This window comes from Pseudomonas tremae (assembly GCF_023278125.1).
GTDB classification, from domain to species: Bacteria; Pseudomonadota; Gammaproteobacteria; order Pseudomonadales; family Pseudomonadaceae; genus Aquipseudomonas; species Aquipseudomonas tremae.
On the sequence record NZ_CP066270.1, the window covers coordinates 1,622,700 to 1,642,296 of the forward strand.

Here is a 19,597-nt window from a genome sequence, read left to right on the forward strand (position 1 = left end):
CCTAATGTCGAATCAGATGGCCGCTGGCCGGGAGTAACTGGTTATCCAGTAATGCGCCTTGTTCACCAAGGGTCAATCGGCCTTCGGCAAACCAGCGAATAGCCAGTGGGTAAATACAGTGCTCTTGAGCATGAACCCGTTGCGCGAGCGCCACTGGCGTGTCGTCCGAATGTACCGAAATAACTGCCTGTACGACCAGCGGGCCGCCATCGAGTTCCTCAGTGACAAAATGCACGCTGCAGCCATGCTCGGCGTCGCCGGCCTCCAGCACGCGCTTGTGCGTGTGCAGACCTTTGTAACGCGGCAACAGGGAAGGGTGGATATTGAGCAGACGCCCCTGATAGTGACGAACGAAGCCCGCACTGAGTATGCGCATGAAACCGGCCAATATCACCAGATGTGGCTGGAAAGTGTCGATCAGTTGCATCAGCGCCGCGTCGAAGGCCTCGCGACCTTCGTAGGCGGTGTGGTCCAGAACGCAGGCTTCGATGCCCGCGTCTCTGGCCCGCTGCAGCCCGAATGCGTCGGCACGGTTGGAAATCACCGCGCGAATGCGGACCGGGCTGGCCTCATCCTTGAAACTGTCGATCATCGCTTGCAGGTTGCCGCCGGTGCCGGAAAGAAGCACCACGACATCACAGATGGCCGGCATCAATGCGCCTTGAGGTTTTTCAGCTCGACCTGTGCTGCGCCGTCGGCCGCAGTGGCGATCTGGCCGATCACCCAAGGCTGCTCGCCGGCTTCACGCAGAACGTTCAGAGCAGTTTCAACGTGCTCCTGAGCGACGCAGATGACCATGCCCACGCCGCAGTTCAGTACGCGGTGCATTTCGTTCTCGTCGACGTTGCCTTGCTGCTGCAACCAGTCGAACACAGCCGGGCGCTGCCAGCTCGCCACATCGACCACCGCCTGAGCGCCTTCCGGCAGTACGCGGGGGATGTTGTCGAGCAGGCCGCCACCGGTGATGTGTGCCATGGCCTTGACCGCGCCGGTTTCCTTGATCAGCTTGAGCAACGGCTTGACATAGATGCGGGTTGGCGCCATCAGCAGTTCGGTCAGCGGCTTGCCGTCGAGCTGGATGTTTTCGATGTCGGCACCGGCGACTTCGATGATCTTGCGGATCAGCGAGTAGCCGTTTGAGTGCGGACCGGACGAGGGCAATGCGAGGAGGGCGTCACCGGCGGCGACTTTCGAGCCATCGATGATTTCGGCCTTTTCCACGACGCCGACGCAGAAACCTGCCAGGTCGTAGTCTTCGCCTTCGTACATGCCAGGCATTTCAGCGGTCTCGCCGCCCACCAGCGAGCAGCCTGCCAGTTCACAGCCCGCGCCGATGCCGGTCACGACCTGGGTGGCGGTTTCGACATTGAGCTTGCCGGTGGCGTAGTAATCGAGGAAGAACAGCGGCTCGGCGCCACACACCACAAGGTCATTGACGCACATGGCGACCAGGTCGATGCCGATGCTGTCATGCTTGTTCAGGTTCAGGGCAAGGCGCAGCTTGGTGCCCACGCCGTCGGTGCCGGAAACCAGAACCGGCTGCTTGTAGCCCGCCGGGATTTCGCAGAGAGCGCCGAAACCTCCCAGGCCGCCCATGACTTCCGGACGCTTGGTACGCTTGGCGACGCTTTTGATGCGTTCGACCAATGCTTCACCGGCGTCGATGTCTACACCGGCGTCTTTATAGCTCAGGGAAGGTTGCTTGCTCATAGAAAATCCAGGCCTTTAGGGGGGATTCGGAGGTATCGACCGCTGCGTTGGGACCCGTTCAGCACCGCGCTGTGATGCGATGTTAAGGTTGGGCCTCGGCGATTGCCGGTCTGCGAAGGCGCGCGATTTTATCAGGCTTGCTCCCCAGGGGCCATCCTTGCGCCGACAACAGGGGCCGTGTTGCACTAAATAAACCTGTTCTGGCCGGTACGATCAGTGCGAGTGCAGGCGTTTAAGGTGTACTTTAGGCCGAATTTGAATGACCGGTGGCTCACTGCTGTCCCAAGCTGTGTACCTCCTGAAGCTGCTTCTTTTTACTTTTTTCCGTTCGGGAACTGTCCATGCGTTTTTCCAGAATCCTTCTTGTTGGCTGTCTGTCCCTGATCAGCCTTCCCAGCCTTGCCGAAACGGTAAGCAATCTTTATCAGGTGCGTGAAGCAGTCAATGGTCAGTCGCCAGACGAGCGCAGCCGTGCCACTCAGGCCGCCGTCGATACATTGGTACTGCGCCTGACCGGAGACGCCAAGGCCGTGCAGGGCTCTGCCATCGCTGCACTGCGCAAAGACCCACAGCAAATCATCAGCCAATACGGCTATGAAGCCGGGCCGCCGGAAACCCTGCTGGTGGATTTCGATCCGGCAACCACCGAGCGCGCCTTGCGTGACGCCGGGCTGTCGATCTGGGACAGCAACCGCCCGTCGATTCTCGGCTGGTGGCTGAATGACTCGGTCGAGGGCGCCAATCTGGTCGGCGACGGCCAGGCTGCTGCCGAGCCATTGCGCCGAGCTGCGCAACACCGTGGTCTGCCCTTGCGTCTGCCGCTGGCTGACCTGAGCGAGCAAGGCATCGGCGACGCCAAAACCCTTGAGGCGACTGACCCGGCACCGCTCAAGGAAGCGTCCGAACGCTATGGCGCCGATGCGATTCTTGCGGTGCATGCCAAGGAAGAGGGCGGGCAGTGGCAGGGTAAGTGGCGCTTGTGGCTGGGTGATCAGCGCGAACAGGGCACGGCCTCCGGCGCAACCTCTGAAGCTTTGGCCGATGCGGTGCTGTTGTCCGTGAGCGAGCGTCTGGCCCCGCGTTTCGTCGCCAAGCCCGGCGCGTCTACCGGCATGCTGATGCAGGTTCAGGGCATGACCCTGGAGCGTTATGCACAACTGCTTCAGTTACTCGAACCCTTCGGCGTGCGTCTGAGTTCTGTAGAGGGTGATCGGGTGGTGTTTGAAGTCAGTGGCAGCGCCGATCAGCTACGCTCGCAGATGTCACTGGCCAAGCTGCAGGAAGTGCCGGCCAGTGAGGTCGCTGCTGCGCCTGCGGACGCTACGACACCTGCCGCTCCTGCCGCACCAGCTGCTGGCGCAGCTTCAGTACCGGCTCCTGCACAGGCGCCGATGATTGTTCCGGCCTCCGCGCCACAACTGTACTTCCGCTGGTAACCCGGCAAGAACGCTTTTCCATTGGCTTGAGGGATGTTGATGACTGATACGCGGCGTTGGTTCTGGATCGGCGGGCTGGCTTTGCTGGTCGCATTCGTGGTGCTGCTGCACACGATCCTCACTCCTTTTCTGGTGGCGTTGCTGCTGGCCTACATGGGCGATCCGCTGGTAGACCGTCTGGAGCGCGCGGGGCTGTCCAGAACCTTGAGCGTGGTGGTCGTATTCGGCCTCTTCACTCTGGTGCTGATGACCTTGCTGCTGGTGCTTGTGCCGATGCTGGCCAAGCAGCTGTTTCGTCTGTACGAACTGGCACCGCAGATTCTCGACTGGTTGCAGCACTCGGCCATGCCGTGGGTACAGGCCAAATTCGGGCTTGCAGACGGTTTCTGGAAATTCGACAAGATCAAGGCTGCCATCTCCGAGCACATGGGGCAGGCCGGGGACATCGTCTCCATTGTCCTGTCTCAGGCCACCGCGTCCAGCCTCGCCCTGATCGGCTGGCTGACCAATCTGGTGCTGATCCCGGTGGTCTGCTTCTACCTGCTGCGTGACTGGGACATCATGACCGGCAAGATCCGCGGTCTGCTGCCGCGTCAGCGTGAAGGTCAGATCGTCAAGCTCGCGGGCGAGTGCCATGAAGTGCTGGGTGCCTTCATTCGCGGCCAGTTGCTGGTCATGGTCGGGTTGGGGGTTATCTATGCGGCCGGGCTGATGCTGGTTGGCCTGGAGCTGGGGCTGTTGATCGGTGTCATTGCAGGTCTGGCAGCCATCGTGCCTTACATGGGCTTTGTGATCGGTATCGGCGCGGCGCTGATTGCCGGGTTGTTCCAGTTCGGCGGCGACCTGTACCCGATGATGGGCATCGTCGCGGTGTTCATGATAGGTCAGGCCCTTGAGGGCATGGTCCTGACGCCGTTGTTGGTGGGGGATCGTATCGGCCTGCACCCGGTCGCGGTGATTTTCGCGATTCTGGCTGGTGGTGAACTGTTCGGCTTCACCGGCATTCTGCTGGCCTTGCCGGTTGCGGCAGTGATCATGGTGCTGGTGCGCCACATGCACGACGTTTATAAAGACTCGGAAATCTACGCAGGCGCGGAAGACCCGGAGCTTTGACCCTTAAGCCGGCCTCTTCGCCCTGTTGCGAAGAGGCCGGCCAAAATGGCGCATGCTGTGCGCCAAACTCCCTTGCTGGCCCCTCGCTTTACTCACCCTGACGCAAACCTTTGATTTTGCTTGGAGTCTGTCGCATTGTGCGACCCGCCTCACGGGTATAAACTTCGAACACTTTACACAGAGGCCCTTGACGGTTTGCATGAGCCGTTAGTCAGCATGAAACCGATTCAGCTGCCCCTGAGTGTGCGTCTGCGTGATGACGCCACTTTCGTCAATTACTATCCAGGCGCCAATGCCGCTGCACTCGGCTATGTCGAGCGGCTGTGCGAAGCCGATGCCGGCTGGACGGAAAGCCTCATCTATCTATGGGGCAAGGACGGGGTAGGGCGCACGCACCTGCTGCAGGCTGCGTGCCTGCGTTTCGAGCAGATGGGCGAGCCTGCGGTGTACCTGCCGATGGCCGAAGTCATAGATGAAGGCATCGAACTGTTCGACCACCTGGAGCAGTACGAGCTGGTCTGTCTCGATGATCTGCAAGCGGTGGTCGGCAAGCCGGACTGGGAAGAAGCCCTGTTCCACCTGTTCAATCGGCTGCGCGACAGTGGTCGACGGTTGCTGATTGCAGCGTCCAAATCGCCCCGCGAATTACCGGTTAAACTCCCTGATCTGAAGTCCCGCCTGACCATGGCGCTGGTGTTCCAGATGCGCGGGCTGTCCGACGAAGACAAACTGCGTGCGCTGCAACTACGCGCCTCACGACGTGGCTTGCACCTGACCGACGATGTCGGCCACTTCATTCTGACCCGCGGCACACGCAGCATGAGCGCGCTGTTTGAATTGCTCGAGCGTCTTGATCAGGCTTCGCTTCAGGAAAAACGCAAGCTGACCATTCCCTTCCTTAAAGAGACGCTTGGGTGGTAGATCAGACGCTGGTGATGCAGACCGCCGCAGCGTTGCGTCATGCAAAACGGATTCTGGTGATTACCGGGGCTGGCCTGTCGGCAGATTCGGGGCTGCCGACCTATCGTGGCGTAGGCGGGCTGTACAACGGCAAGACAGATGACGGGCTACTGATCGAAGTCGCCCTGTCGGGGCCGATGCTGCGTCGCGATCCCGAGTTGTGCTGGAAATACATCGCGGAGCTGGGCAAAGCTTGCCTCGGTGGCGAGCCTAACGTTGCCCACTATGCCATCGCCCAGTTGCAGCGCATCAAGCCTGAATGCTGGGTGCTGACCCAGAACGTCGATGGCTATCATCGCGCAGCAGGCAGCCCGCCCGAGCGGCTGATCGAAATTCACGGCCAGCTTTCACCACTGTTCTGTCAGTCATGTGGCGCGCAGGATTCGCAACTGAGTGAGTACTTGCTGCGTCCTTTGCCACCTCTATGCAGCATCTGTAGTGGCATTCTGCGACCGCCCGTCGTTCTTTTTCAGGAAATGCTCCCGGAAAGAGCACTGGAAACACTGCATGAACAGCTGGCTATAGGCTATGACGCAGTGCTGAGTATCGGCACCACGGCCAGCTTCCCCTACATCCATGAACCGGTCATTCGCACCCGTGTTTCCGGGGGATTTACCGCAGAAATCAATCCGCAGCCCACGGATCACAGCGCTCATATGGACGTCTTTCTGCAGTGCCGGGCGGCACATGTCATGGCGGAACTCATAAGTCACATCTAGTTCGATTGAATTTGCAAATCGCTTTCATTGCGGGCATAGTCTCGGCTTCTTAACAGTCAGCCACGGTTGTGCCCATGCAAGTTGTTCGCTTCGCACCCCTCGTGCCCCTCGCACTTGTCACTTTTTTGTTCGGTTGCTCGGCCAATATGCCGGTTGCACAGCAAGAACAGGTTCAGCCCGCTCCGCACTACCAGAACACGGTAACGGCACAGTCAGCAGCCCGTCGCGCTGATGCTGCTGAATTGCAGGACGAGATGGCCACAGAAGACGAACTGGCTCAGTTCGCAGACAACAAATCCTACAAACTGCCGGTTTTGGCCGACAGTATTCTTGAACGCGGCAAGTCTCTGATCGGTACGCGCTACCAGTTCGGCGGCACCTCGACCCGTTCCGGTTTCGACTGCAGTGGTTTCATCGGTTATCTGTTTCGCGAAGAGGCTGGCATGAGCCTGCCGCGCTCCACCCGCGAAATGATCAACGTCGATGCGCCGCTGGTCTCGCGCGGTAATCTCAAGCCTGGCGATCTGTTGTTCTTCAGCACTCGCGGCCGTGGCCGTGTCAGCCATGCAGCGATCTACGCCGGTAATCAGCAATTCATTCATTCCAGCAGCCGCCGCAGTGGCGGGGTGCGCATCGACAGCCTTGATGACGCCTACTGGAGCAAGACCTTCATCGAGGCCAAACGACCTCTGGCGATGGCCCCCGGCGCAGTGGCGGTAAAATCTTCTCCGGTTGCAACGCAGACAACAGCGATGACATCGACTACAGTCAAGACCGCGCCAAAGCGGCGTAACGTGAACAAATAAAATCCGCTGACAAGACCTTCGGGTCTGTCTGCGTTTTTGAGCTACTCGGCAGCGTAAGCCGCATCCGGATCAGGTTGTTGTGTGTATGTCGATTGCTTTGCGCCTGATGGTCATTTCCGTTGCTGCGATGTTGGGCGCCTGTGCCAGCACGCCGCCTCCGCCCAAAGCGCCCCGGATCGTTCAGCGTCCGGTGGTTACGGCTCCGCCCCAGATCCTCTCTCCTGCTGCCGAAGACGTGCTGTTTCGTGCCTTGGGGCTCGTCGGCACGCCTTATCGTTGGGGCGGCAACACGCCTGATTCCGGTTTTGATTGCAGCGGTCTTATAGGCTATGTCTATCGTGATGCGGCAGGTATTTCTCTACCACGCTCCACGCGCGAGATGATCGTGATGGGCGCACCGAATATTCGTCGCGAACAGCTGCAGTCGGGCGATCTGGTGTTCTTCGCCACATCGGGTGGCTCGCAGGTGTCCCACGCCGGCATCTACGTTGGCGAAGGTCGATTCGTGCATGCACCGGCCACTGGTGGCACGGTCAAGCTCGACAGCCTGGACAAGCCTTACTGGCAGCGCGCTTACCTCAACGCCAAGCGCGTTATTCAACCCGCCAGCCTGGCGCAGAATCGGCCTTAGACATGAACCGCTGATCAGCGGTTCTTTTCCAACTTGGGATCGCACTCAGAGCGCCCTGCAACGCGTATCCACGCTGGAGCTTGGGTAAGACAGGCTTCCCGCGAGTGCCTATCGTTCCTTACGCCCCAGCGTGGGAGTGCTGTTAGTGACGCTCTGCGTACACCCCCTGCACCCCCTGCACCCGCGTTACTGAGCGGCCTTGGCTGAAGTCACGCGCCAGATCTTGTTGCCAACATCATCAGCCACCAGCAAGCCGCCGCGCTGGTCGTTGACCACGCCGACCGGTCGGCCCATCGCTTTTTCATCTTTGTTCAGGAAGCCGGTCAGTACATCCACCGGTGCGCCGTTGGGCTTGCCGCCGCTGAAGGGCACGAAGACCACTTTGTAGCCGCTGTGCGGTTTACGGTTCCATGAGCCATGCTGGCCAATGAACAGGCCTTCGTTGAAAGGCGCCGCCAGCGTCTTGCCGTCGGCAAATACCAGGCCCAGCGAGGCCGTGTGCGGGCCGACTGCATAGTCAGGCGCAATGGCCTTGGCGACCAATTCCGGGTTCTGCGGCTTGACGCGCTCGTCTACATGCTGGCCGTAGTAGCTGTAAGGCCAGCCATAGAAAGCGCCATCCTGCACTGACGTCACGTAGTCAGGCACCAGATCGCTGCCGATCTCGTCTCGCTCATTGACGGCAGTCCACAGCTTTCCAGTCTTTGGTTCCCAGTCCATGCCGTTCGGGTTGCGCAAGCCCGACGCGAAGATCCTGTGGTTGCCGGTGGCGGCGTCCACTTCCCAGATCGCTGCGCGACCTTCTTCCTTATCCAGGCCGTTCTCGCCCACGTTGCTGTTGGAGCCGACCGTCACGTACAGCTTGCTGCCGTCCTTGCTGGCGATGACGTTCTTGGTCCAGTGGTGATTGAGCGTACCACCCGGCAAATCGACCACTTTGGTCGGCTGCGCGCTGATGGAGGTCTGACCTGTCTGGTAGGGGAAGCTGATCAGGCGGTCGGTGTCGGCTACATAGAGTTTGTTGCCCACCAGGGTCATGCCGAACGGGGAGTTGAGGTCCTTCAGGAATACCGTGCGGGTTTCAGCAACGCCGTCCTTGTCCATGTCGCGCAACAGGGTAATGCGATTGGCGCTCGGCACGCCCGCACCTGCACGGCCCATTACTTTTTCCATGACCCAGCCACGAATCCCCTTGGAATCATCCGGCTTGGCGGGCGAATTGGTTTCCGCCACCAGCACGTCACCGTTGGGCAGCACATACAGCCAGCGCGGGTGATCCAGATGTTCAGCAAAGGCCGCCACCTGAGTGCCTGGCGCAGCAACCGGCTTGGCGCCGTTTTCCCAGCCGATCGCAGGGGCGATGTTGACGGTCGGTATCAGCGTCTTGTTCGGCTCCGGCAGCTTCGGCGACGGGCCTGTGCCGTCTGACACCTGCAGGGTCGACGACTCGCCGCAAGCAGCTAGGCCGCCAGCGACCAGAAGCAGTACGGCGTAGTGGGGTCTGAGTTTGAACATGGGAAATCTCCATAAAAAGACGTTGTCCTGTCACTGGTAGAGGCGCATTGAGCCGTACAGGTTCAATCAGGTACCGGAACAGCCTCCAATGGCAGCAGTGCAGATTGACGCTCCCGGCCCAACACTCTACCCTTCGCGGCTTGTTTCAGGTGCTTTGCAGTCAGCGACTGGCAGAGTGAAACAGGGAAGCCGGTGTGGATCTCCTGATCCGATCCCGGCGCTGCCCCCGCAACGGTAAATGAGTCAAGGCTGTGCCTGACGCCACTGTGTTTTTACATGGGAAGGCGCGCAGCCGGGGTGACCCGCTCATGAGCCCGGAGACCGGCCTGAATCACTCAATGGCATCACGGAGGGTGATGTTCTGTGCAGGGCGTTGCCGTGCTGTCCAGTGCTGTCCTTCCGTCTGCTTTCGCCTGCCCCGAGCGGAGAGCCGAGATGAACGAATCCCCCGAACGCGACGAACGCCACCTGGCGCGCATGCAGCGCAAGAAAGCCGTGATGGACGAGCGCATTGCCAGCTCCCCCAACGAGTGCGGGCTGCTTCTGGTATTGACCGGCAATGGCAAAGGCAAGAGCAGTTCTGCCTTCGGCATGCTCGCTCGGGCCATGGGGCACGACATGCAGTGCGGTGTGGTGCAGTTCATCAAGGGCCGCAACAGCACCGGCGAAGAAATGTTCTTCCGGCGCTTCCCCGAGCAGGTGCGTTATCACGTGATGGGCGAAGGGTTCACCTGGGAAACTCAGGACCGCCAGCGCGACATCGCTGCCGCTGAGGCCGCGTGGGCCGTCTCGCAGGAAATGCTCCGCGACCCGGGCATCGGCCTGGTGGTGCTCGACGAACTGAACATCGCCCTCAAGCATGGCTATCTTGACCTTGAGCAGGTGCTTACCGACCTGCAGGCGCGTCCTCCTATGCAGCATTTGCTGGTCACCGGCCGTGGCGCCAAACCCGAGTTGATCGACCTGGCCGATACGGTCTCCGAGATCAGCGTGGTCAAGCATGCGTTTCAGTCCGGTATTCGTGCGCAAAAAGGTATCGAGCTGTGAGCCATTCACTATGAGAACGCTGCCATGAGAGCACTGCAATGAGAGCTCCGCGCGATTGCCCGGCGGTATTGATCGCCGCGCCAGCCTCCGGGCAAGGCAAAACCACCGTCACCGCCGCGCTGGCCCGCTTGCATCGCAATCAGGGCCGCAAGGTCCGGGTGTTCAAGTGCGGGCCGGACTTTCTCGACCCCATGATCCTTGAGCGTGCCAGTGGCGCGCCGGTCTATCAACTGGACATGTGGATGGTCGGTGCCGATGAAAGCCGCCGCCTGTTGTGGGAAGCCGCTGATGAAGCTGATCTGATTCTTATCGAGGGCGTCATGGGTCTGTTCGATGGCACGCCCTCGAGTGCCGACCTGGCGCGACACTTCGGCGTGCCGGTGCTGGGAGTGATCGACGGCACTGCAATGGCCCAGACCTTCGGCGCCCTGGCGCTGGGGCTGGCGCGCTATCAGCCGGACTTGCCGTTTGCCGGCGTGCTGGCCAACCGCGTCGGCACGGTGCGTCATGCGCAGTTGCTGGAAAACAGCCTGACCGAAGGTTTGCGCTGGTATGGCGCGTTGTCACGCGAAGTGGGTTTTGAATTGCCCAGTCGCCACCTTGGGCTGGTGCAGGCCAGCGAGCTCAATGACCTGGACCTGCGTCTGGACATGGCCGCTGCGGCCTTGGCCAGCACGTGCGAAGTGGCCTTGCCTCCGGCGGTGACATTTACCGCGGCCGACCCGGTTCAGGTCGAGCCGTTGCTGAGCGGCGTGCGCATCGCCGTGGCGCGAGACGAAGCGTTTGCCTTTATTTATGGCGCCAGCCTGGACCTGTTGCGCAACATGGGTGCCGAGCTGAGCTTCTTCTCGCCCATCCATGACAGCGAAATTCCAGACGCCGACAGCCTTTACCTGCCGGGCGGTTACCCTGAACTGCACCACGTCGCGCTGGCCGCCAACCTCACGATGCAGGCTTCGATCAGGGCGCACCATATTGCCGGCAAGCCGATCCTGGCCGAGTGCGGCGGCATGCTCTACCTGCTCGATGCTCTGACCGACGTAGAGGGCGTGCGCGCCGACCTGGTCGGTTTGCTGGCCGGTGAGGCGGTCATGCAGAAGCGTCTGGCGGCGCTGGCGCTGCAAGCGGTCGAGCTGCCTGAGGGCACGCTGCACGGTCATACCTATCACCACTCGCTGACCAGCACCGAGCTGCAGCCAATTGCCCGTGGCGTCAGCCCCAATGGTGGGCGGGGCGCAGAGGCGGTGTATCGCCTCGGACGCCTGACCGCGTCCTACGTGCATTTCTATTTTCCTTCCTGCCCACCGGCAATTGCGGCGCTGTTCAAGCCATGACCGAGCAGGCATTCAGCGAGCAAGAGCGGGCTGCGGTGTATCGCGCCATCGCCGAGCGCCGCGACATGCGGCATTTCATCGGTGGCGAAGTCGCGCCCGCGTTGCTGGCGCGTTTGCTCGAAGCCGCGCATCAAGCACCCAGTGTCGGGCTCATGCAGCCTTGGCGCTTCATTCGTATCAGTGACCCACTGTTGCGCGGCAAGATGCAGGCGCAGGTGGAAGAAGAGCGTATTCGTACCGCCGAAGCACTGGGCGAGCGCACCGACGAGTTCATGAAACTCAAGGTAGAAGGCATCAACGATTGCGCGGAAGTGCTGGTCGCTGCACTGATGGAAGGCCGTGAGCAGCACATCTTCGGTCGCCGTACCTTGCCGGAAATGGACATGGCCTCATTGTCCTGCGCCATTCAGAACCTGTGGCTGGCTTCGCGTGCCGAAGGGCTGGGCATGGGCTGGGTGTCGCTGTTCGACCCTGAAGCGCTGGCCGGATTGCTGGGCATGCCCGACGGTGCCAAGCCGCTGGCGATCATCTGTCTGGGGCCGGTGAAAGAATTTTATCCTGCGCCGATGCTGGTCATGGAAGGCTGGGCGCAGGCGCGTCCGCTGAAAGAGCTGTTGTATGAGAACCAGTGGGGAGTGAGTCAATGAGTGTGGCGCTGTTGAGCGTCGCCGGCGTGGCACTGGACGCGTTGCTCGGTGAGCCGAAACGTTTCCACCCGCTGGTGGCGTTCGGAAACTTTGCCAGCCGGGTCGAACAACGTTTCAACAGCGGTGGCCGCGGCTGGCGCAGTCATGGCGTGACGGCCTGGGTGATCACCGTGGTGCCGTTGACGCTGGTGGCCACGCTGCTGAGCTGGCTGCCTTACATTGGCTGGCTGTTTGACATCCTGGCGCTGTATTGCGCGCTGGGCATGCGCAGCCTGGGCGAGCACGTTCAGCCGGTGGCGCAAGCGCTGCGCAGCGATGATCTGGTCGAGGCCCGACAGCGGGTCGGTTACCTGGTCAGTCGGCAGACGACTGAACTCGACGCTACCGAAGTCGCTCGCGCCGCCACAGAGTCGGTGCTGGAGAACGGCAGCGACGCTGTGTTCGCTGCCTTGTTCTGGTTTGTCCTGGCCGGTGCGCCTGGCGTTGTGCTGTATCGGCTGAGCAATACGCTGGATGCCATGTGGGGTTATCGCAACGAGCGTTTCGAGCGTTTCGGCTGGGCTGCGGCGAAAATCGACGATGTGCTCAACTACTGTCCTGCACGCCTCGTGGCACTGACTTACGCCTTATTGGGCAAGACCCGCCTGGCGCTACGCTGCTGGCGCACTCAGGGGCCAACCTGGGACAGCCCGAACGCTGGCCCGGTGATGGCAGCTGGCGCGGGCGCACTGGGCGTCGAACTGGGCGGCGCGGCTACCTATCACGGCGAGCTGCATCAGCGTCCGGCATTGGGCGAAGGTGTTCCGGCCGATGCAGACTCGATCGATCGCGGCTGGCAACTGGTGCAGCGCGGCGTGTGGTTGTGGCTGCTGGTCATCTGTGTGGTAGCTGAATTATATGCTTGAACATGGCGGTCGATTGCGCGCTGCGGCGCAGCATTATGGTATCCGGCAGGCCGAATGGCTGGACCTGTCCACCGGCATTGCGCCCTGGCCGTGGACGATTCCCGATATCCCAGCGCGTGCCTGGGCGCGGCTGCCCGAGGCCGATGATGGTCTGGAAGCTGCGGCCTGTGCGTATTATGGCGTTCCTCAATTGCTCCCGGTGGCCGGTTCCCAAGCCGCGATCCAGGCGTTGCCAAGGGTGCGCCGTGGCGGTCGGGTCGGCGTCCTTTCTCCTTGTTATGCCGAGCATGCACATGCCTGGCGCAAGAGCGGTTACGTGGTTCGCGAGGTGAGCGAGCATGAGGTCGATTATTTTCTCGACAGCCTTGACGTGCTGGTGGTGGTCAACCCCAACAACCCGACTGGCCTGCATTTAAGCACCGAGAGCCTGCTGGAATGGCACGCGCGACTGGCCGAGCGCGGTGGCTGGCTGGTGGTGGATGAAGCGTTCATGGACAACACGCCGGCCCTCAGCCTGGCAACCGAGACTTGGCGCATCGGGCTGATAGTGCTGCGCTCGTTCGGCAAGTTTTTCGGTCTGGCCGGTGTCAGGCTGGGGTTTGTGCTGGCCGAGCCGGTGCTGCTCAAGGCGCTGGCGCAAGAAATAGGCCCTTGGTCTGTCAGTGGTCCGACCCGCATTATCGGTCAGGCCTGTCTGGGCGATGTGCAAGGCCAGGAGCATCAGCGCGAGCGCAGTGATCGGGCGCGTGACCGGCTGGTGGCATTGCTCGAACAGTACGGCCTGGCTCCGGACGGTGGCTGTGCGCTTTTTCAATGGCTGGTCACCGCACAGGCACAGACACTTTACGAATTTTGCGCCCGGCGCGGTGTTCTGCTACGGCTGTTCGCAGGGTCAACCCCGGAATCCGGCAGCCTGCGCTTCGGTTTGCCTGGCGAAGAGGCTGACTGGCATCGTCTGCACAACGTTTTGCTTGAATACCGCAAGGAATACCCATGGCCACGCTGATGGTACAAGGCACCACGTCGGATGCCGGCAAAAGTACGCTGGTGACGGCGCTGTGCCGCTGGCTTATCCGGCAGGGTGTGAGCGTCGTGCCGTTCAAGCCGCAGAACATGGCGCTCAACAGCGCGGTGACGGCGGACGGTGGCGAGATCGGACGTGCGCAGGCTGTCCAGGCCCAGGCGTGCTTTCTGGAGCCACACACCGACATGAACCCGGTGCTGCTCAAGCCTAATAGCGACACCGGCGCGCAGGTGATCATTCATGGCCGTGCTGTTACCACCATGAACGCGGTGGCTTATCACGGCTATAAAGAGATCGCCATGCAGGCGGTGCTGGAGTCGCATCGACGGCTTGGCGAAAGCTACCCGGTAATCATGGTCGAAGGCGCGGGCTCGCCTGCCGAGATCAATCTGCGCGCCAACGACATCGCCAACATGGGGTTTGCCGAGGCGGTCGACTGTCCGGTGCTGCTGATTGCCGATATCAACCGCGGCGGCGTCTTCGCCCATCTGGTCGGCACGCTGGAGTTGCTCTCGCCGAGCGAGCAGGCGCGGGTCAAAGGTTTCATCATCAACCGGTTTCGGGGCGACATTGCCCTGCTGCAACCGGGTCTGGACTGGCTGGAAGCGCGCACCGGCAAACCGGTGGTCGGCGTTTTGCCTTACGTGATGGACCTGCATCTGGAAGCCGAAGACGGTCTCGATCAGCGCCAGACCGACAAGGTCGAACAGGTCCTCAACGTGGTCGTGCCGGTGCTGCCACGCATCAGTAATCACACCGATTTCGACCCGCTGCGCTTGCATCCTCAGGTCAATCTGCAGTTCATCGGGCCAGGCCAGGCGATACCGCCTGCCGATCTGATCATCCTGCCCGGCTCGAAAAGCGTACGCAGCGACTTGAAATACCTGCGCGCCAATGGCTGGGACACCGCTATCGACCGGCACCTGCGCTATGGCGGCAAATTGATGGGGATCTGCGGCGGCCTGCAAATGCTCGGCGAGTACCTGCATGACCCGCTGGGGCTGGAGGGTGCTGCCGGTTCAAGTCCCGGGCTCGGTCTTCTGACGATGAGTACCGTACTGGAAACCGAGAAACAACTACGCAACGTGCGAGGCCATCTGACGCTGGAAGACGCTGAAGTCAGCGGTTACGAAATTCATGCCGGCGTGACCACCGGCGTGGCGCTGGAGCAGTCCGCGGTCAGGCTTGATGATGGCCGTTGCGATGGCGCGCAGAGCACTGACGGGCAGATACTCGGCACCTACCTGCATGGGCTGTTCGAATCACCTGCGGCGTGCAGTGCCTTGTTGCGCTGGGCCGGCCTGGAAAACGTTCAGTCGGTCGATTATCACGCTTTGCGCGAGCGCGACATCGAGCGCCTGGCGGACCTGGTTGAAAAACACCTGGACGGCCGCCTGCTCCGCGAGCTGTGCGGCCTGGAGGCAAGCTGAATGCTGCAATTGATCCTCGGTGGCGCCAGGTCCGGCAAAAGCCGGCTGGCCGAGAAACTGGCCATGAATTCCGCGCTGGAGGTGATTTACATCGCCACCAGCCAGCCCCTTGATGGCGAAATGAATCATCGCATTGCCAGCCATCGTGCGCGCCGTCCCGAGCAATGGGGGCTGGTAGAGGAGCCTGTCGAGCTGGCGCGAGTGCTGCGCGACAACGCCGCGTCCGACCGCTGTCTCCTGGTGGATTGTCTGACCCTGTGGCTGACCAATCTGCTGATGCTCGACAGCTCAGAGCGTCTGGCTCGGGAGCGTGAAGCGCTGCTTGACTGTTTGGCCGGTTTGCCGGGTGAAATTATTTTTGTCAGCAACGAAACCGGGCTCGGTGTTGTGCCTCTCGGTGAGCTGACCCGCCGTTATGTCGACGAAGCCGGCCTGCTGCATCAAACGCTGGCCGAGCGTTGCCAGCGCGTCGTATTAACCGTTGCTGGTCTGCCCCTGGTCCTTAAAGGAACACCGTTATGAGTAATTCCTGGTGGCTCACGCCTGCTCAGGCCATAAATATGCCAATGCGCGAAGCTGCACTGGCGCGCCAGGCGCAACTGACCAAACCCGCCGGTTCGCTGGCACAGCTGGAGCGCCTGGCGGTTCAGCTTGCCGGCCTGCAAGGGCGTGAGCGTCCGGCTGCCGACACATTGTGGATCGCGATCTTCGCGGGCGATCACGGCGTTGTTGCTGAAGGTGTGTCAGCGTATCCGCAGGAAGTCACTGGCCAGATGTTGCACAACTTCGTCAACGGCGGCGCAGCGATCAGCGTGCTGGCGCGTCAGTTGTCGGCGCACCTGGACGTGGTGGACCTGGGCACGGTTTCGCCGATGGACCTGCCGGGCGTTCTTCATCTGCGACTGGGGGCGGGTACTGCCAACCTCGCGCAGGGGCCGGCGATGAGCGAAGAGCAGGGTTTTGCTGCCTTGCAGGCCGGTCGCGACAGCGTCTTGCGTGCCAAGGCAGCGGGAACCGAGTTGTTTATCGGCGGAGAAATGGGTATTGGCAATACCACCTCTGCCAGTGCGCTGGCGTGCTCTATTCTGGAATGCGCCGCGCCGTTGCTGGTAGGGCCTGGCACCGGACTGAACGCGGAGGGCGTCGCCCACAAGACGCAGGTCATCGAGCGCGCGCTGGCGTTGCATGCCGAGCACTCGGGTGATCCGTTGCGAAGCCTGTTCTGCCTGGGTGGGTTTGAAATCGCAGCCCTGACGGGCGCCTATCTGGCCTGCGCGCAGGAAGGTATCGCGGTGCTGGTCGACGGCTTCATCTGCAGCGTGGCGGCATTGGTGGCTGTGCGCCTGAACCCGTCGTGCCGCAGCTGGTTGTTGTTTGGTCACCGTGGTGCGGAGCCGGGACATCGGCATTTGCTGGAAACGCTTTGGGCCGAGCCGCTGCTTGATCTTGGCATGCGTCTCGGTGAGGGCAGCGGTGCGGCTCTGGCAGTACCTCTGGTGCGCCTGGCTTGCGAGCTGCACAACGGCATGGCGACATTTGCCGAAGCTGCGGTGGCGGATCGTCCGGCATGAACTTGCATCTTGATCTGTTGAGGCATGGGGAAACCGAGCTGGGCGGTGGGTTGCGCGGCAGCCTTGATGACGCGCTGACAGACCTCGGCTGGCAGCAGATGCGTGATGCGGTCGTTGACGGCGGCCCCTGGGAGCGGATTGTCAGCTCGCCGTTGCAGCGCTGCGCGCGGTTCTCCGAGGAGTTGGCGCAACGTCTGTCGTTGCCCCTGCAACTGGAGCCGGGTCTGCAGGAATTGCACTTTGGCGATTGGGAAGGCCACAGTCCTGCGCAACTGATGGAAACCGATGCTGAAGGGTTGGGGTTGTTCTGGGCTGATCCTTATGCGTTCACGCCGCCCAATGGCGAACCTGTGGCCGATTTCTCGTCTCGAGTGCTGAACGCCGTGCAGCGTTTGCATCAGGCCTGTGCCGGTGAGCGCGTGCTGCTGGTCAGCCACGGCGGGGTGATGCGTTTGCTGATGGCTCAAGCGCGTGGTCTGCCTCGTGAGCAGTTGTTGCAGGTGGTGGTCGGTCACGGCGCCCTGTTGTCGATTCAGGTCGCCGCTGGCGGTCTGCTGACGGAAGTCTGAAATGCTCCCATTCTGGATCGCTCTGCAATTTCTCGGCAGCCTGCCGATCCGCCTTCCCGGCATGCCTCGTCCCGAGGAGCTTGGGCGTTCGCTGTTGTTCTATCCGCTGGTAGGCGTGGTATTCGGCACGTTGTTGCTGGGTTTCAATGCGCTGCTCGGCGGTACGCCGCTGATGTTGCACGCCGCGCTGCTGCTCTGCGCCTGGGTGTTGCTCAGCGGTGGTTTGCACCTGGATGGCCTGGCAGACAGCGCCGACGCCTGGCTGGGCGGTTTCGGCGATCGCGAGCGTACCTTGAGCATCATGAAGGACCCACGCAGCGGGCCCATCGCGGTGGTCACGCTGGTGCTGTTGCTGCTGCTCAAATTCGCCGCCATTGTGGCGCTGATCGAAAGTCAGAACAGCATCGGGCTGCTATTGGCGCCGCTGATCGGGCGCAGTGCCATGCTTGCACTGTTTCTTGGTACGCCTTACGTGCGCGCTGGTGGGTTGGGCCAGGCACTGGCCGATCATCTGCCGCGCAGCCTCGGCCGCAAGGTGTTGTTGGCCAGCGCCTTGGCCTGTGTGCTGCTGGCGGGCTGGTCGGGTGTGTGTGCAGTGCTGGTCTCTACTGTGTGTTTTTTCTGGTTGCGTCACTTGATGATGCGGCGCCTTGGAGGGGCGACGGGCGATACGGCAGGCGCTTTGCTGGAATTGCTCGAGCTGACAGTCGTGCTGACACTGGCGCTGGTTTAAGCGCTGTCGAGGGATATGCCCTGACTGGATTGACAGCGTTGCCGGGCAGGGCGTAGCGTCGCGGCTCGCAGGCACATCCGCGTGCAACTGTTGCAGGGAGCTGACAATGACATCGATCTGGCGTACCAGTGGCTGGATTCTCGTGGGCAGCGCCTTGATCCTGGCGTTATCACTGGGTACGCGGCACGGCTTCGGGCTGTTTCTGTCGCCCATGAGCGCGGATTTTGGCTGGGGCCGCGAAGTGTTTGCCTTCGCCATCGCTTTGCAAAACCTGATGTGGGGGCTGGCGCAGCCGTTTGCCGGTGCGCTGGCAGACCGCTTTGGCGCGGCGAAAGTCGTGTTCGTCGGCGGTATTCTTTATGCCGTGGGGCTGCTGTGCATGAGCATGGCCGACTCGCCCCTCAGTCTTTCATTGAGTGCCGGTTTGCTCATCGGCATAGGCCTTTCCGGTACGTCGTTCTCGGTCATTCTGGGTGTGGTCGGGCGCGCGCTGCCTGCCGAGAAGCGCAGCATGGGCATGGGGATCGCCAGTGCGGCCGGGTCATTCGGCCAGTTCGCCATGCTGCCCGGTACCCTGGGCCTGATCAGCTGGCTGGGCTGGTCCGGCGCCTTGCTCGTGCTGGGCGTGATCGTCGCGTTGATCCTGCCATTGGTGGGCATGCTCAAAGACATACCTACCGCCTCTACCGGCGTCGAGCTTACCCTGGGCGAGGCTCTGCGCGAGGCCTGCTCGCATTCGGGGTTCTGGTTGCTGGCGCTGGGCTTTTTCGTCTGCGGCTTTCAGGTGGTTTTCATTGGTGTGCATCTGCCTGCTTATCTGGTGGACCAGCACTTGCCGGCCAAGGTCGGCACCATGGTGCTGGCGCTGATCGGGCTGTTCAATATTTTCGGCACTTACACCGCGGGCTGGCTGGGCGGTCGTATGTCCAAGCCTCGACTGTTGACCACGCTTTATCTGCTGCGCGCAGTGGTGATCGTGCTGTTTATCTCGGTCCCGCTCAGTCAGACCACCGCCTACCTGTTTGGGGTGGCGATGGGCCTGCTTTGGCTGTCCACAGTTCCTCTGACCAACGGTACGGTGGCGACGCTGTTCGGTGTGCGCAACCTGTCGATGCTGGGCGGTATCGTTTTCCTGTTTCACCAGTTGGGGGCTTTTCTGGGTGGCTGGCTGGGCGGTCTGGTGTACGACCGTACCGGGAGCTACGACCTGATCTGGCAAGTCTCAGTGCTGCTCAGCCTGCTGGCGGCGGCGCTCAACTGGCCTGTGCGTGAGCGCCCGGTGGCCAGGCTGCAGGCGCAAGGTGGTCTGGCGTGACCGGGCGCTGGCCATTAGCCTCGGCCTTGCTGGCGGTGGCGGTGCTGTTGGGGCTGCTGTGGTGGGCCTGGCAACATGTCGGGCTGGCAGCATTACAACTGGGCCTGGGCGCTTGCTAGGCAGAAGGCCTGG

The 19,597-nt window shown here is 61.7% G+C and carries 21 protein-coding genes and 1 riboswitch; of the genes, 18 read left to right on the forward strand and 3 right to left on the reverse strand.

What is annotated here, in order from left to right:
• Window position 1: 1 nt before the first annotated feature.
• The gene (gene purN / locus I9H09_RS07485; protein ID WP_053480494.1) at window positions 2-652 is read right to left on the reverse strand and encodes a phosphoribosylglycinamide formyltransferase; all 651 of its coding nucleotides are present in this window, start codon (window positions 650-652) and stop codon (window positions 2-4) included.
• Complete coding sequence (gene purM, locus I9H09_RS07490; protein WP_005889678.1) at window positions 652-1,710, reverse strand: phosphoribosylformylglycinamidine cyclo-ligase; 1,059 nt, start codon at window positions 1,708-1,710, stop codon at window positions 652-654. The genes purN and purM overlap by 1 nt, the downstream gene beginning before the upstream one ends.
• 341 nt (window positions 1,711-2,051) lie before the next feature.
• Between purM and I9H09_RS07495 the strand changes: the two genes are divergently transcribed.
• From I9H09_RS07495 to I9H09_RS07520, 6 genes are all read left to right on the forward strand, one after another.
• Window positions 2,052-3,146, forward strand: coding sequence for a DUF2066 domain-containing protein (locus I9H09_RS07495; protein WP_122346577.1), 1,095 nt, complete (start codon window positions 2,052-2,054; stop codon window positions 3,144-3,146).
• 39 nt (window positions 3,147-3,185) lie between these two features.
• Complete coding sequence (locus I9H09_RS07500) at window positions 3,186-4,259, forward strand: AI-2E family transporter (RefSeq protein WP_024646798.1); 1,074 nt, start codon at window positions 3,186-3,188, stop codon at window positions 4,257-4,259.
• A gap of 216 nt (window positions 4,260-4,475) precedes the next feature.
• The gene (hda, locus tag I9H09_RS07505; RefSeq protein WP_005889683.1) at window positions 4,476-5,180 is read left to right on the forward strand and encodes a DnaA regulatory inactivator Hda; all 705 of its coding nucleotides are present in this window, start codon (window positions 4,476-4,478) and stop codon (window positions 5,178-5,180) included.
• Window positions 5,174-5,938: an NAD-dependent deacylase gene (locus I9H09_RS07510; RefSeq protein WP_053480496.1), complete on the forward strand. Its 765-nt coding sequence runs from the start codon at window positions 5,174-5,176 to the stop codon at window positions 5,936-5,938. The genes hda and I9H09_RS07510 overlap by 7 nt, the downstream gene beginning before the upstream one ends.
• A 74-nt stretch (window positions 5,939-6,012) precedes the next feature.
• Entirely contained in the window at window positions 6,013-6,744 is a 732-nt protein-coding gene (locus tag I9H09_RS07515) for a C40 family peptidase (protein ID WP_024669904.1), read from the forward strand.
• A gap of 85 nt (window positions 6,745-6,829) precedes the next feature.
• Window positions 6,830-7,375, forward strand: a complete 546-nt coding sequence (locus I9H09_RS07520) for a C40 family peptidase (protein ID WP_005889687.1) — start codon at window positions 6,830-6,832, stop codon at window positions 7,373-7,375.
• Window positions 7,376-7,561: 186 nt separating this feature from the next.
• Here I9H09_RS07520 and I9H09_RS07525 read toward each other — a convergent pair whose 3' ends face one another.
• Entirely contained in the window at window positions 7,562-8,890 is a 1,329-nt protein-coding gene (locus I9H09_RS07525; RefSeq protein ID WP_005889689.1) for a PQQ-dependent sugar dehydrogenase, read from the reverse strand.
• A gap of 130 nt (window positions 8,891-9,020) precedes the next feature.
• Window positions 9,021-9,234, forward strand: a riboswitch (cobalamin riboswitch).
• A 91-nt stretch (window positions 9,235-9,325) separates the two neighbouring features.
• Here I9H09_RS07525 and cobO point away from each other — a divergent pair.
• The 12 genes from cobO to I9H09_RS26890 all read left to right on the forward strand — a co-directional run bounded on the left by cobO (window position 9,326) and on the right by I9H09_RS26890 (window position 19,584).
• Window positions 9,326-9,937, forward strand: a complete 612-nt coding sequence (gene cobO, locus I9H09_RS07530) for a cob(I)yrinic acid a,c-diamide adenosyltransferase (RefSeq protein WP_236502263.1) — start codon at window positions 9,326-9,328, stop codon at window positions 9,935-9,937.
• 38 nt (window positions 9,938-9,975) lie between these two features.
• Window positions 9,976-11,271, forward strand: a complete 1,296-nt coding sequence (locus tag I9H09_RS07535) for a cobyrinic acid a,c-diamide synthase CobB (RefSeq protein WP_005889692.1) — start codon at window positions 9,976-9,978, stop codon at window positions 11,269-11,271.
• Window positions 11,268-11,918, forward strand: coding sequence for a 5,6-dimethylbenzimidazole synthase (bluB, locus tag I9H09_RS07540; RefSeq protein ID WP_005889693.1), 651 nt, complete (start codon window positions 11,268-11,270; stop codon window positions 11,916-11,918). Before I9H09_RS07535 ends, bluB begins: the two co-directional genes overlap by 4 nt.
• The gene (cbiB, locus tag I9H09_RS07545) at window positions 11,915-12,823 is read left to right on the forward strand and encodes an adenosylcobinamide-phosphate synthase CbiB (RefSeq protein ID WP_122346586.1); all 909 of its coding nucleotides are present in this window, start codon (window positions 11,915-11,917) and stop codon (window positions 12,821-12,823) included. Before bluB ends, cbiB begins: the two co-directional genes overlap by 4 nt.
• Window positions 12,816-13,829 carry a threonine-phosphate decarboxylase CobD gene (gene cobD, locus I9H09_RS07550; protein WP_122346587.1) on the forward strand — a complete coding sequence of 338 codons (1,014 nt, stop codon included), beginning with the start codon at window positions 12,816-12,818 and terminating at the stop codon, window positions 13,827-13,829. The genes cbiB and cobD overlap by 8 nt, the downstream gene beginning before the upstream one ends.
• Window positions 13,817-15,277 carry a cobyric acid synthase gene (locus tag I9H09_RS07555; RefSeq protein WP_122323490.1) on the forward strand — a complete coding sequence of 487 codons (1,461 nt, stop codon included), beginning with the start codon at window positions 13,817-13,819 and terminating at the stop codon, window positions 15,275-15,277. The genes cobD and I9H09_RS07555 overlap by 13 nt, the downstream gene beginning before the upstream one ends.
• Entirely contained in the window at window positions 15,278-15,799 is a 522-nt protein-coding gene (cobU, locus tag I9H09_RS07560; protein WP_122323491.1) for a bifunctional adenosylcobinamide kinase/adenosylcobinamide-phosphate guanylyltransferase, read from the forward strand.
• Entirely contained in the window at window positions 15,796-16,848 is a 1,053-nt protein-coding gene (cobT, locus tag I9H09_RS07565) for a nicotinate-nucleotide--dimethylbenzimidazole phosphoribosyltransferase (RefSeq protein WP_005889699.1), read from the forward strand. Before cobU ends, cobT begins: the two co-directional genes overlap by 4 nt.
• The gene (cobC, locus tag I9H09_RS07570) at window positions 16,845-17,417 is read left to right on the forward strand and encodes an alpha-ribazole phosphatase family protein (RefSeq protein ID WP_053480504.1); all 573 of its coding nucleotides are present in this window, start codon (window positions 16,845-16,847) and stop codon (window positions 17,415-17,417) included. Before cobT ends, cobC begins: the two co-directional genes overlap by 4 nt.
• A 1-nt stretch (window position 17,418) precedes the next feature.
• Window positions 17,419-18,150 carry an adenosylcobinamide-GDP ribazoletransferase gene (locus I9H09_RS07575; RefSeq protein ID WP_122346588.1) on the forward strand — a complete coding sequence of 244 codons (732 nt, stop codon included), beginning with the start codon at window positions 17,419-17,421 and terminating at the stop codon, window positions 18,148-18,150.
• Between the two features lie 106 nt (window positions 18,151-18,256).
• Window positions 18,257-19,465, forward strand: coding sequence for an MFS transporter (locus I9H09_RS07580; protein WP_053480506.1), 1,209 nt, complete (start codon window positions 18,257-18,259; stop codon window positions 19,463-19,465).
• A complete protein-coding gene (locus I9H09_RS26890) occupies window positions 19,462-19,584 on the forward strand; it encodes a hypothetical protein (protein ID WP_053480507.1) in 123 nt (40 codons plus the stop codon). Before I9H09_RS07580 ends, I9H09_RS26890 begins: the two co-directional genes overlap by 4 nt.
• Window positions 19,585-19,597 lie beyond the last annotated feature (13 nt).